Annotated in this window: 11 protein-coding genes and 1 tRNA gene; 6 read left to right on the top strand and 6 right to left on the bottom strand. The window is 60.2% G+C overall.

Features of this window, described 5'->3' with window-relative positions; all coding sequences use genetic code 11:
- Positions 1-11 precede the first annotated feature (11 nt).
- From hisA to hisB, 3 genes are all read right to left on the bottom strand, one after another.
- The gene (gene hisA, locus PVT68_RS12745; RefSeq protein WP_280318621.1) at positions 12-755 is read right to left on the bottom strand and encodes a 1-(5-phosphoribosyl)-5-[(5-phosphoribosylamino)methylideneamino]imidazole-4-carboxamide isomerase; all 744 of its coding nucleotides are present in this window, start codon (positions 753-755) and stop codon (positions 12-14) included.
- Positions 756-1,070: 315 nt separating this feature from the next.
- Complete coding sequence (gene hisH / locus PVT68_RS12740) at positions 1,071-1,733, bottom strand: imidazole glycerol phosphate synthase subunit HisH (protein ID WP_280318619.1); 663 nt, start codon at positions 1,731-1,733, stop codon at positions 1,071-1,073.
- Positions 1,734-1,752: 19 nt separating this feature from the next.
- Positions 1,753-2,340: an imidazoleglycerol-phosphate dehydratase HisB gene (gene hisB / locus PVT68_RS12735; RefSeq protein WP_280318617.1), complete on the bottom strand. Its 588-nt coding sequence runs from the start codon at positions 2,338-2,340 to the stop codon at positions 1,753-1,755.
- A 166-nt stretch (positions 2,341-2,506) separates the two neighbouring features.
- Here hisB and PVT68_RS12730 point away from each other — a divergent pair, with 166 nt between their 5' ends.
- From PVT68_RS12730 to PVT68_RS12705, 6 genes are all read left to right on the top strand, one after another.
- On the top strand, positions 2,507-2,797 hold the full coding sequence (locus PVT68_RS12730; protein WP_280318615.1) for a hypothetical protein: 291 nt from the start codon (positions 2,507-2,509) through the stop codon (positions 2,795-2,797).
- A gap of 70 nt (positions 2,798-2,867) precedes the next feature.
- Positions 2,868-5,015, top strand: coding sequence for a TonB-dependent receptor (locus PVT68_RS12725; RefSeq protein ID WP_280318613.1), 2,148 nt, complete (start codon positions 2,868-2,870; stop codon positions 5,013-5,015).
- Between the two features lie 96 nt (positions 5,016-5,111).
- The gene (locus tag PVT68_RS12720) at positions 5,112-7,259 is read left to right on the top strand and encodes an AsmA family protein (protein ID WP_280318612.1); all 2,148 of its coding nucleotides are present in this window, start codon (positions 5,112-5,114) and stop codon (positions 7,257-7,259) included.
- 159 nt (positions 7,260-7,418) lie between these two features.
- Positions 7,419-8,543 (top strand): A/G-specific adenine glycosylase, encoded by a 1,125-nt coding sequence (gene mutY / locus PVT68_RS12715; protein ID WP_280318611.1) that lies wholly within the window; start codon positions 7,419-7,421, stop codon positions 8,541-8,543.
- A 17-nt stretch (positions 8,544-8,560) separates the two neighbouring features.
- Positions 8,561-8,833: an oxidative damage protection protein gene (locus PVT68_RS12710; RefSeq protein ID WP_280318610.1), complete on the top strand. Its 273-nt coding sequence runs from the start codon at positions 8,561-8,563 to the stop codon at positions 8,831-8,833.
- A 153-nt stretch (positions 8,834-8,986) separates the two neighbouring features.
- Positions 8,987-9,062 (top strand) — tRNA-Phe (locus tag PVT68_RS12705).
- 432 nt (positions 9,063-9,494) lie between these two features.
- Here the strand turns inward: PVT68_RS12705 and PVT68_RS12700 are convergent.
- Genes PVT68_RS12700 through PVT68_RS12690 form a run of 3 tightly spaced genes read right to left on the bottom strand, consistent with a single transcriptional unit; the run spans position 9,495 to position 12,853 of the window.
- Entirely contained in the window at positions 9,495-10,847 is a 1,353-nt protein-coding gene (locus PVT68_RS12700; RefSeq protein ID WP_280318608.1) for a DUF6844 domain-containing protein, read from the bottom strand.
- A 15-nt stretch (positions 10,848-10,862) separates the two neighbouring features.
- Entirely contained in the window at positions 10,863-12,128 is a 1,266-nt protein-coding gene (locus tag PVT68_RS12695) for a CsgG/HfaB family protein (protein WP_280318607.1), read from the bottom strand.
- Positions 12,129-12,175: 47 nt separating this feature from the next.
- Complete coding sequence (locus PVT68_RS12690; RefSeq protein WP_280318605.1) at positions 12,176-12,853, bottom strand: hypothetical protein; 678 nt, start codon at positions 12,851-12,853, stop codon at positions 12,176-12,178.
- Positions 12,854-12,865 lie beyond the last annotated feature (12 nt).

Here is a 12,865-nt window from a genome sequence, read left to right as displayed (position 1 = left end):
GTTCCTGGTAATTACTTGGTCCAGTTGTCGCACAGCTCCTGCGCTTTGCGCAGGTCGAGTTTGTCTTCGTAAATGGCACGGCCGGTGATGGCACCGAAGATTTCGGTGTTGTCGTCGCCAGCAGCGAGCAGTTTTTCGATATCTTCGATGCAGCTGACACCGCCGGAGGCGATGATGGGGATCTGCACCGCGCGGGCGAGATCCATGGTGGCCTCGAGATTGACGCCCTGCATCATGCCGTCGCGGGCGATATCGGTGTAGACGATGGCGCTGACGCCGCAGTCCTGGAACTGTTTGGCGAGTTCGGTGGCCTGTACGTCGGAGACTTCCGCCCAGCCTTCGGTGGCGACGAGGCCATCTTTGGCGTCGAGGCCGACGATGATGTGGCCTTCGAATTCACGGCAGGCCTCGCGGACGAGCTTGGGATTTTTTACCGCGGCGGTGCCGATAATGGTCCAGCTGACGCCGGTGGTGAGATACCACTCGATGGTTTTGAGGTCGCGGATACCGCCGCCGATCTGGATCGGGAATTGCGGGAACTGGCGGGCGATAGCGTTGACGGCGTCGCCGTTGACCGGGTTGCCGGCAAAGGCGCCATTGAGGTCGACGATGTGCAGACGCTTGGCGCCCTGGCTGAGCCAGTGTTCGGCGGTGGCGACGGGGTCGTCGGAGAAAACGGTAGCGTCCTCCATTTCACCCTGGCGCAGGCGCACGCACTCGCCGTCTTTCAGATCAATGGCTGGGATTACGATCATTTAACTCACTTCCTGTTGATTGATCCGGGCCCGCGTCGTTCTAAAGCTGGTCCGGTGGCGGCAGAGTGCCGGAGAAGAGTTTTCGGAACCGGGCTAGGCGCCCCCCTTAAATACGTCCCTGTACGCTGCGTCGGCAACATCCCTGTTGCCGACGCTACCAAAAACCCTTCCCCCGCACTCAGCCTTCGCGTAAAGATTTTTACTTCGTTAGCCGTTTTGGCATTGACCTGTAGGAGCCTGCTTGCAGGCGAACAACTGCGGTGGATTTCAATGTTCGCCTGCAAGCAGGCTCCTACAAAAACTGAACTGCGACTTTCAGACCCCGCCGTTCCAGCTCACAAAATTTTTCAGCAGCTGCAAACCGGCATCCGCACTTTTTTCCGGGTGGAACTGGGTAGCGAAAATATTTTCCCGTGCGACAGCAGCGGCGAGCTTCACACCGTAGTCGGTTTCGCCGGCAACGGCGTCGTTGTTTTCTGACGGTACGTAGTAGCTGTGCACGAAGTAAAAACGGCTGCCGCTTTCAATGCCGCTCCACAACGGGTGGTCGATCTTTTGCTGCACCTGGTTCCAGCCCATGTGCGGGACTTTTAATTTTGGGCCGCGGGCGCCAGGTGCTGACTGTTCATGCAGGTCTTTGCCGAAAAATTTGACCGGCTGCGGGAAGATGCCGAGGCAGTCGATACCGGCGTTTTCTTCGCTGTGGGCCATCATGATCTGCATGCCGACGCAGACGCCGAGAATGGGCATGCCGGATTCGATGGATTCGTTCAGAAGGGGTACGAATCCGGGACGGATGAAGCCTTCCATACAGTCGCGGATGGCACCGACGCCGGGAACGACCAGGCGGTCTGCACCGTTGGCTTCTTCAGGGGTGGTGGCGAGGACGATTTCATCGCCGGGAGCGACCTTCTGCAGGGCGCTGGCGACCGAGTGAAGGTTGCCCATGCCGTAGTCGAGAACGACGATCTTTTGCATGTTCTGTTTGACTCCTGCCTTACAACACACCTTTGGTGGAGGGCATGGCACCTTCCATTCTCGGGTCCGGGGTCATGGCCATGCGCAGGGCGCGACCGAAGGCTTTGAACACGGTTTCGATCTGGTGGTGGGCGTTGAAACCGCGGATGCAGTCAATGTGCAACGTTACCAATGCGTGGTTTACGAAGCCCTGGAAGAATTCGTAGAACAGCTCGGTGTCGAAGTTACCGATGCGCTTCTGGGTAAACGGCACATTCATGGTGAGACCGGGGCGGCCGGAGAAGTCGATGACCACGCGGGACAGGGCTTCGTCCAGGGGCACGTAAGCGTGGCCATAGCGGGTCATGCCTTTCTTGTCGCCGACAGCCTGGTTGATGGCCTTGCCGAGGGTGATGCCAATATCCTCCACCGTGTGGTGGTCATCGATGTGCACGTCGCCGTCACAGGTGATATCCAGGTCGATCATGCCGTGGCGGGCGATCTGGTCCATCATGTGCTCGAGGAAGGGGACGCCGGTGTTGAATTTGCCGGTGCCTTTGCCGTCGAGGTTGAGACTGACCTGGATCTTGGTTTCCAGGGTATCGCGGTTGACGCTTGCGGTGCGCATGAGGTCTACATCCTTGATTGCGAGGCAGGGGCGGCCCCGTTGGCCGACCCTTGAGACAGAAGGCGCGAATTATACGCCCAAACGGAATTGAATTTGGCCGATAGTCTCAGATGAAACTTGATTCCCTTCTCTTGATTAAAAGGGAAGATCAAATATCATACCGCGCATGAATATGAGTTACCGTCACAAGACCCCTGTGTGGGTCAGCTTCGTACTGCTGTTCGCGCTGATGCTCGCGCAGCCGGTGCTGGCGGAGCATATTCACATTGGTGACAAGTCCCACGAGCTGTGCGATCTGTCCCACAATCACACGCCCGCCCCCGTGGGCAGTGAATTCACCTTCTCTACCGAAGACCTGGCACCGCTGTATATCGAACAGCAGGCCCCGGTGGCACTCGACTGTCAACCGGAACGCCAGACCGCCCGCGGCCCGCCCGCAACCCTGTCACTCAGCTAAAAACCAACTTTTTATAGCCGGCACCGGCATTTGGGTGGTCGCTGCCAGTCCGTGACAGGAATAAACAAAAATGTTTTCTGAAAAGTACCGAGTAAACACTCTGGCGCTGGCTATTGCCTGCGCATTGTCTTCTGTGGTGTCTTCTGCCACTTCCGCTCAGACCGCCGACAACAAAGCCGACAACAAAAAAGAGACGCTGGAAGAGATAAACGTCACCGTCTCGCCCCTCGCCAAGCCCGCCGATGCGGTGGCCGCCCCAGTTTCCGTATTGAATGGCGACGAGCTGCGTAAATCCGCAGCCGCCACCCTCGGCCAGACCCTGAACAGCCAGCTGGGGGTTGCCAATGCCTCCTTTGGCGGCGGTGTGGGTCTGCCGGTGATCCGCGGCCAGAGTGCCAACCGGGTGAAGGTGTTGAACGACAACCTGGATGTGGCCGACGCCTCCAACACCAGCTCTGACCACGCCGCCAGTATCGAACCGCTGCTGGCCAACAGCATCGAGATCCTGCGCGGTCCCGCGGCCCTGCGCTACGGCAGCGGTGCCATTGGTGGCGTGGTGAATGTGATTGACGGGCGTATTCCAGCCCGGGTGCCGGAACAAATCGAGGGCGCGCTGGAAATGCGCCACGACACCGCCAACAGCCAGGACGCCGGTGTGTTTCGCGTGCAAGGCGGCGCGGGCAATCTGGCCTGGTACCTGGACGGGGTCTACCGGGACAACGGCAACACCCAGATCCCCGGCCTCGCCATTCGAGAGCACCAGGAACATGACCACGAAGAAGAGCTCGGGGGAGAAGAAGAGCACCATGAAGACGAATTCAATTCGAACGGCTATGTGGGCAACACCAGCGCCCGCGCCAAAAGCGGCAGCGCCGGCCTCTCCTGGGTGACCGAAAGTGGCTTTATCGGCCTGTCGGTAAATCGTCTGGAAAACAACTACGGCATCCCCCTCGGCGCTCACGAGCACCACGAGGAAGAGGAGCTCGGCCAGGAAGAGGACCACGAGGAAGAAGAACACGGCGAGGAAGCCGTGCGTATCGACCTGGCCCAGACCCGCTACGACCTGAAAGGCGAGCACGACTTCGGCGATGACTACTGGGACAAACTCAGCTTCCGCGTCGGCCACAACGACTACGAACATGTCGAGATTGAGCACGGAGAACCCGGCACCCGCTTTACCAACAAGGCGTGGGAGAGCCGTATCGAGCTGACCCACGACGCCGGGGGCGAATGGCGCGGCGCCTACGGTCTGCAGCTGTCACGCAAGGATTTTGCCGCAATCGGTGACGAAGCCTTTATTCGCCCATCCGTTACCGACAGCGTCGGCGCCTTCACCATGAAGGAGCGCGAGTGGGGCAACTGGCACCTGGATCTAGGCGCGCGCCTGGAAACTGTCTCTGTAAATCCTGAGTACGGCAGCGATAAAGACTTCGATCTAGTAGGGCTCTCTGGTGCCCTGCAGTACTTCCTCGCGGAACACCAGCATCTGAGCCTGGGCCTGACCAGTGTCGAGCGCGCGCCGGTAGCGGAGGAACTGTTCGCCGACGGCGCCCACCTGGCGGAATCCCGCTACATCATTGGTGACGAGAATCTCGACAAGGAAAACTCGCTGAACCTTGAGCTGGGGTATCACCACCACAACAAGGAGGCATCCGGCTGGCATGCGGCCAAGGTGGAAGCGAACGTGTTCTACAACCGCATCGCCGATTACATCTATGCCGCCAACACCGGCGGGGTAGACCCGGAAAGTGAATTCGACATCTACCGCTACCAGAACCGCGATGCCACCTTCTACGGCGCCGAGGCTTCTGTGCAGTTCCCGCTGTCTGACGCTCTCAGCCTGACTCTTTTCGGCGACAGCGTACGGGCCAGCTTCGATGACCGCATCGCTGGTGAGTCCAGCGATGTCCCGCGCCTGCCGCCACTGCGCTACGGTTTTGCCCTAGGTGGCGACTACGACAACTGGAACTGGCAGTGGCGCACTGCTCATGCATTGGCGCAAACGAAGCCCGGTGCATTTGAAGAAGCCACCGACGCCTATACCCGCATGGATCTCACCGCCCAGTACAACGTCAAATTGGCGGGCAACGACGCGGTGCTGTTCGCCAATGCGCGCAACCTGCTGGATGAAGATATCCGCAACGCCACCTCGCTGCTGCGGGATTACGCACCGGAAGCAGGACGCAGTATTGAAGCCGGAGTAAGGTTTCATTTCTGACCGGCAACTGCTTCAATAGTCTACATCCGCGGCGTCCCGAAACAGCTTCGGGCGCCGCCCTCCCATCGCCAATTCCAGAATAAGGACATCCACTGTATGGCCTGGATCAAACGCGGATTGATTACCCTCGTTATTCTCTTTGCCCTCTTCGCCGGCATCATTGCCTGGTTCCTGTCCGGCCTCGACGCCAACCAGTACAAGCCTAAAATCGTGCAGCTTGCCGCAGATCAGGGAATCGCCCTGACCCTTGACGGCGATATCGGCTGGCAGATCTGGCCGAATATCGCGCTCAAGCTGGAGGGTGTGAAAGTTGCGCCACTACTTCTGCCCAGCGAGTCACTGCTTGAAGCGGAAAAAGTAGCCGTAGGCGTCGCACTGATGCCACTGCTGGACAAGCGCATCGAAGCCACAGAAATCACCCTGCTGAGCCCCCAGGTGGAACTGACCGTGGACCAGAACGGCAAAGGCAACTGGGAGCTGATTACCGATGCCATCGAAGCCAAGGCCAAACTGGACAAGCAGCAGACGCAGGAAACCCCACCCACTCTTGATATCCCCCAAAAGGAAGAGCAGGCCGGCAGTGGCGGACTGGAACTGGCACTGGAGCAACTGCGCCTGGAAGACGGCGTCTTGCGCTATGTCGACAAACAGGCCGGCAGTGAATATGCCATCAGCAAACTGCATATTTCTGCCGACAACGTGGTCCCCGGTGGCAAGCCCGGTGACGTGCGCCTGCGCGCGGAGCTGACGGGGAGCGATTTTCCCGAGCCGGTCAATGTGGATATCCACAGCAGCCTCGCGATTGACGAGGGCCTGAACGGCCTGCGCCTGCAGCCGGCCAACATAAAACTGACCGGCGCCGAAGGCGCGAAAGCAGAAATCAACCTGCGCGGCAATGTGCGCCGCGCCAAGGCCGAGGCACCCTGGCAGATTCAACTGAACCTCAACCTGGATGTGGCACCAATTACCGGCTGGCTCGCCGCCGTGGGCAGTGAATACACACCCCAGAGCAGCAGCGCCCTGAAAAACCTGCACATCGAGTCCGACGTCAGCGGTACGGACAAACAGATGAGCCTGCAACCGCTGGAGCTGGTGCTGGATAACAACAAGTTCAGCGGCAGCGCCAGTTATCAAGCGGCCTCTTCGGCAAAAGACGTTCCCAGTGTGTCCCTGAACCTCAAGGGCGGCGATCTGAACGTCGATGACTACCTACCTCCCCCAGTCGCCACGCCGGAAGAGAATGAGCTCGGCGCCGACATAGCCGCGGCCCAACCGGTGTCTCTGCCACTGGAGTCCATGCGCGGCTTCAACGCCAAACTGGACCTGACCCTGGATAAGCTGCACGCACTGGATTTCGACATCGACAAACCCCAGCTCGCGGTAAATGTAACCAACGGCCTGTACCAGCTGAACAAACTGGCCGCGGGCCTGTACGGCGGGACCCTGAACAGTACCGGTGTATTCAACGCCCGCGGCAATAGCGCCCGCGGCGAACTCAGCGGCGGCCTCACCGGCGTGGAAATATCCAAGGTGCAGGAAGCCCTGTTCGCCAGTGACGAACCGGAAGCCGCCGACCAGAAAAAGGTCACCCTGTCCGGCAAGACCGACCTCACCTGGGTCGGCCAGACCAACGGCGCAGACACCCTGGCCCTGCAGAAAAACCTGCGCGCCGCAGTGCAGCTCAATTCCAAGGAGCTGGCGCTGGCACCGTTTAACCTGGAAAAGGGCATGTGCCAGCTGGTGAGCTATGCGGAAAAAACCACACTGCCGGAAAAAGAGTGGCCCGCACAGACCCGCCTGCAAGATCTGCGCGCCAGTGTGAATCTGACTGGCGACATCGCCAAGGTGGAAGGCATCAATGCCGGCATCGAAAACATCGCACTTAGCGGCGACGGCACCGTCGACCTGGAACAACAGAAATTCGACTTTGCTCTCGGCCTAGCCCTGGTCGGCGACAAAACCTCCGGCAACGGCTGCTCGGTGCAGAACGATCGCTGGCGCAACCGCGCCCTGCCGCTGCGCTGCAATGCGAAATTCTCCGAGGCCGGCGCCACCACCTGCAAACCTGACAGCCGCCGCCTGGATGACCTGATCCGCGACGAACTGAAATACAAAGCGGAGAAGAAGTACGGCGACAAGGTTGAAGAGAAAACCGAGGAGTTCAAGGACAAGCTCAAAGACAAGTTCAAAGGCCTGTTCAATCGCGACAACAAAGAAGAGTCGCCCCCGGAGTCAACCCCATAACAACCACCCTCGTAGGAGCCTGCCTGCAGGCGAACAAACAACCCCGCGGAATCAACCGTTCGCCTGCAAGCAGGCTCCTACGAATAAGGCGGGCTATCTCTCTCCGTCCTATCCCGTTAGCATGGGCACCCTTCGCGGTGCCCATTTTCGTTTCAGCTCATGCCAATCAATCCTTCCATCAAGCCCAAGACCCCCGCCCGCTTCCAGCAGGCCCTGCTCAAATGGTTCGACCAGCACGGCCGCCACGACCTGCCGTGGCAGCAGGACATCAATCCCTACCGGGTGTGGGTGTCGGAAATCATGCTGCAGCAGACCCAGGTGACGGCGGTAATTCCCTATTACCTGCGATTTATGGAATCTTTCCCCACGGTGCAGGCACTGGCCGCCGCCAGCCAGGACCAGGTGCTGGCCCACTGGAGTGGCCTCGGTTACTACGCCCGCGCGCGCAATCTGCACAAATGTGCGCAGACGGTGGTGAGTGAGCATGGTGGAAAGTTTCCACGGGATGTAGAGGCATTGACGGAACTGCCCGGTATCGGCCGCTCCACCGCCGGCGCCATCGCCTCGATCAGCATGGGACTGCCGGCAGCGATCCTGGACGGCAACGTCAAGCGGGTGCTGGCCCGCATTCACGCCGTGGCGGGCTGGCCGGGTCAGACCGCAGTCGCCAATGCGATGTGGGAAATTGCCGAGCGCTACACCCCCGCCGAGCGCACCGGCGATTACACCCAGGCGATGATGGATCTGGGCGCAACCCTGTGCACCCGCTCCCGCCCGGCGTGCCAGCGCTGCCCGTTCGAGAACCACTGCGTCGCCCGCGCCCAGGGCAACCCCACCGACTATCCCGGCAAAAAGCCGAAAAAGGAAAAGCCGGAGCGCCAGACTACCCTGTTGCTGATCGAACACGACGGCGAGCTGTATCTGGAGCAACGCCCGGCGACGGGATTGTGGGGCGGCCTGTGGATTCCACCACAGCTCGAAGACGATGACGGCGGCGAAGCCAGTGCCCAGGAATGGCTGGCGGCGCAAGATTTGGATGCCCGCGAGATACAGGCACTGCCGCTGTTGCGCCACACATTCAGCCACTTCCACCTGGATATCCACCCGGTGTGGATAAGTTTGCCCCTGAAGCCCACGCGGGTGGCAGAAGGAGCCAGCGGCTGGTATAAACTGCGCCAGCTCGACCGGCCCAGGTCCAGACAGGATCTCGGACTGCCGGCGCCCATTGCCAAGCTGGTGAAACAGCTCGTGGCGCTTCGGGAGCCATTGTTGGCCCCGTGCTAGAAATGTTAGGAGAAACCATGTCCCGCACCGTCTTCTGCCGCAAATACCAGGAAGAACTGGAAGGCCTCCCCAACCCGCCTTTCCCCGGCCCCAAGGGTCAGGACATCTTTGAGAACGTCTCCGCCAAAGCGTGGAAAGAGTGGATGGCCCACCAGACCATGCTGATCAACGAAAAACGCCTCAACATGATGGAACCCTCATCCCGCGCCTACCTCAGTGACCAGATGTCCAAGTTCCTCAGCGGCGAGGACTATGACGCAGCGGAAGGCTTCGTACCGGAAGGAAAGTAAGCCCCCCGTGGCGCCGGAACAGCGTTAAACCGCCACAGGTAAGCGACCGCTCACAAACCCTAAAAACTATTTATCAATCAAGGGGTTGACTCCCCCCGGAAGAGCAGGTTTAATACGCGCCTCGCTGCCGGGGACAACCCCGAGACCAGCAAAGCCCAGATAGCTCAGTCGGTAGAGCAGGGGATTGAAAATCCCCGTGTCGGTGGTTCGATTCCGCCTCTGGGCACCATACAAAAAAAAGCCCCATCCGCAAGGATGGGGCTTTTTTTGTATCCGTTGCCTGGAGGCCGGATGAGAACCACCGATGTGGTTCGACTAATCGCGCCAGCGATTTGCAACGAGCGCGCCAGCGCGAAGCCCGCAGGGGCAGAACAGCCCTTAGGCTGTTCTGATTCTTCCGTCTCTGGGCACAATCTACACTTATGGGATTTTCTCCGATTCGCTCAAAGGCCAGTAACCGCGAGGTTTATTGGCCTTTTTGTTTTCTCAGAACGACTCACGTCCACTCTCAGCGTACCCACAATGCGTGATTACAGGTGTGGTTGCAGCGCTTTTTCTCCATTTCTTACCCACATAAGAATAAAACTCTACTTCCCCTGTACATCAAGCCGTCCCAGTAAAGCTGAGGCCCACGGCATTCCCTCTCAGGTGGCGCCTCAAGTTAAAACGCCTCGTCGTCAAAACTGGAACCCGACTGTACACCGGCCTTGCCCGACGCGGGGGCCGGTTGTCCCCCCTTGGGCTTCGCGGACGGCTTGAAGCTGGCAATGTCTTTGGCCTGCTCGACCCCCGCCATCGACCAGACTTTGACGCGCCCAATGATTTCGTGCCCGTAGGGATGCTTGTAACTCCAGCGTTTCACCGTGCGCGTGCCGGCGAGGCGCGCCGAGGCGGTTTGCTTAACCGCCATATTCATGCGGTCGATCACCGCGGTCACATCCTCCTCGGTGATTTCATCGCCCTGCCGGGTCAGCACATTGCTAATGGACTCGCCGACGGTGCTCTCCTTTTGGTAGGACAGTTTGCTTTTCATAAACGTCGTTAGCGCATCGGTCGCGGCGGCGTCAGCCATCTCGATCGCGTGAGCACGCTCCCGCTCGCGCAGCCGGTCGCTCTTGCCGTTATAGTGGTATCCCCACTGGCCGTAGGAGAGAACCAGCGGGCGGCCCCACTCATCGAAGACCACGCGCACACCAAACTGGCTCGCCAGTGTCTCAAGAGGCAGGTTCACATAGGCCGACACCGGCTTTCCCTTGGTCGCGGTCAACAGCGGCGCGCGCTGTAGGGACATATCGCTGGCGAGCTGCTGTAGCTTGTCGGACCGCAACATGACGACACCAATCGCGTGATTGCCCTTGCCGTCGCTACCGTCAAATGTCTGCACCGGCAGCAGGCCGGCGCTGTCAAGCATGGCCCGCTGTACGGAGGTCTTGATGTAGCTGTCGAGAAACAGCTGCTTGCGCTCCGCTCGCGGCGTCTGGGCGTAGGCCGACGGGTCGACACCGGCGTCCTCCAGCAGCGCATCCAGCTTGGCGCCGGTTAGCGCCAGCGCCTTGTCGTACAGCGACCCGAGCTGTGACCTGGAAACCTTCCGGTCTTCGAACACCCGCGCGTTACTGGAGTTGTCCGACTGCACTTTGCGCTCGGTCTCCACCACATTGCGCCCGATGTTATCGAACACGTAATTTCTCTGCGCCTTCAGCAGCGCCTTCTCGTATGCGATCTGGCGTGCCTTGACCCAGGCCGGGCTGGACGGGCTGACGGACACCCGCTCAATCGCCTGATAGTAGGTGCGCCCACGAGCATCCTGCACGCCCGAGACGACGTTCTTGCGCGCAAAATACTGCTCGATGGCCGCTTCGACCTCCTCGGTTGCACTCAACACCGGGGCGGCCGCCTCGTTAATCTCGGCCACATCCGCGTCCGTCAGGGGTGTGGGAGATTGCGCCTGGACCGCGGCGCCCGCGGACAGTGCCAGCGCTGCCAGCATCCGCTTGATCGGTAATCTGCTCATGGTGACCTGCCTCTCCTACCAGTTGTCATCATCGCGGTCGTCGACCGCCGGTGTGTTGGATTTCGGGGTGGATTTCTGCACGGGGATTTCCCCCCGCAGCACATAGGTGCGGGCGGGGATCGGATCGGGCAGCCGGTCGCCGCCGCTCAGCATCACCGCATAGCTCTGTTTGGGGGCGATCCGGGTAACCTGCAGCGTGCCGAAGGGGCGCTCCGCGTAGCCAGAAAATTCCTTGGTGTACGGGTCGAAGAGCTTTTCGCCGCGCTCGTAGACCCGCCAGCGGCTTCCGACTGCCAAGGATTTCCCACCCTCAGACAAAATCACCTGGTCGCCGCTGCGGGCAATCAGCACGATGGGGTAAATCTGCTGGGTCAGCTTGCCGACCACCGCGCTGGCGGCGCGGTTGAGGAGGGCGGTACTGATGGCCTCGGCGCTGTCCCGGCTGGCCGGGGGTAAGTCTTGGTGGCGGATTGAGACGCTGACCGTATCGGAGAAGAACACCTGGGAGGTGGCCACCTCGATCAGCTGATAGGCGTAACGGATCGCGCCGCTACCAGACACCAGAGTACGATCGGAGGTGCGCATCTTACGGGAGCGAGTGGCGAAGCCAAGGCTCTCCAGCCGGCCGACTAGAATAAAATCCGTCACCAGTGTATTGCCGAGACGGGCAGCCTCGCTGACCGGCGATGCCCCCGACAGGGCGAGGTCCAGCTCTTTCGCCAGCACCCGGTCGTTATTCCGATCCAGCACCGCAAACTTGCGGGTACCGGTCAACGCGTCCGCCACCGCCTGCTGCATACGCTGTGACGCCTCGAGGCCGGAAATCCGCGTCTCCAGAATGGTAAAGGCGTCTGGCGCCGCCTCGCCGCGCGCAATGACGATACGCTTGCGGGACGCGGACGGCGATGCCTGGAACCGGGCAACCGTGGTCTGCACCTCGACCCGCCAGCCGCCATGCGTCTCACTCGCATCCAGGATGCGGTAGCCGGCGATGGCGCCCTGGGTCTGCTCGCGCACCTGCGACTGGTAGCCCTCGGACGCGTAGTAGTCGGCGTCGTCGTTGCGGACCTCGGAAACCGATACAGTGAGCGACACCTTGGTCGACGTCATCATCTTGCCGTTGACCTGGCCGATGGCATCGACCAACGCGTTATTCAGCGCCGCCGCATAGCTCGGTCCCTCGCCGGTGGTGGTGATGTCTACCTGCTCGGCCGCCGCGCCCGCATGCAACGGCGCGAGCGCGATACACAACAGCAACCCTGTAAGGGATAGAATTCTCACGATAGCCTCGCAAAAAGCGGCGCCTGGGCGCCGCTTGTATCGTTGGATTAGTCGAAGTTGATTTCGCCCGTGGGGTCAGCCGGCACGGCAATGGACTGGTCCTTGGCGTAGGAGAACAGCAGGCTGGAGGTATCAAACAGTTGCTTGGTGAACCCCGGCACTTCCTTGGCGACGTACATGCCGGAGGACAGCTTCTTGGTCACCTTCATTTTCTCCATCATCGACGCAGAGCTGATGGTTTGTTTGGCGCTGCTGATAAAGGTCTCGGCCTCTCCGCCAATTTTTTTGGATTCGTACAGCCCCTTAAACAGCGGGAGAAACGCGGCGGCGTATTTGTCTTTCGCTTCGGCGCTCAGCTCGCCACCCTCAGCGACCTGCTTCTCGATCTTCTTGTTGGTGGCACTGGAAAGCTCGGTGAACCGCTGGATCGCGTCTTTTTCCATCACAGCGCCCGACTTCTCCGCCTCGATCACCTCACGCAGCGCAGCGGCCTCCTGTTTGAGACCAAGCGCTTCCGCAAAACCGATCTGGGCCACGCCGATATCGTGGGAAGCGATGGAGAACTGTTTGACCAGCCCGTCCTGGGTGGCATAAATATCTCCGGACGGCGCAGTGGCGGCCGTCTCCTCCTTGAACTTTTTCAGATCACCAGGGCCGATGGCGTGCGACGGGAGTGAGACCGACGCGGCCAAAGAGATCAGGGCAATTCCAGCAATCAACTTCATTTTATTATCCTC

This window comes from Microbulbifer bruguierae (assembly GCF_029869925.1).
Classification (GTDB): domain Bacteria; phylum Pseudomonadota; class Gammaproteobacteria; order Pseudomonadales; family Cellvibrionaceae; genus Microbulbifer; species Microbulbifer bruguierae.
This window is presented reverse-complemented; position numbering and strand designations above follow the sequence as displayed.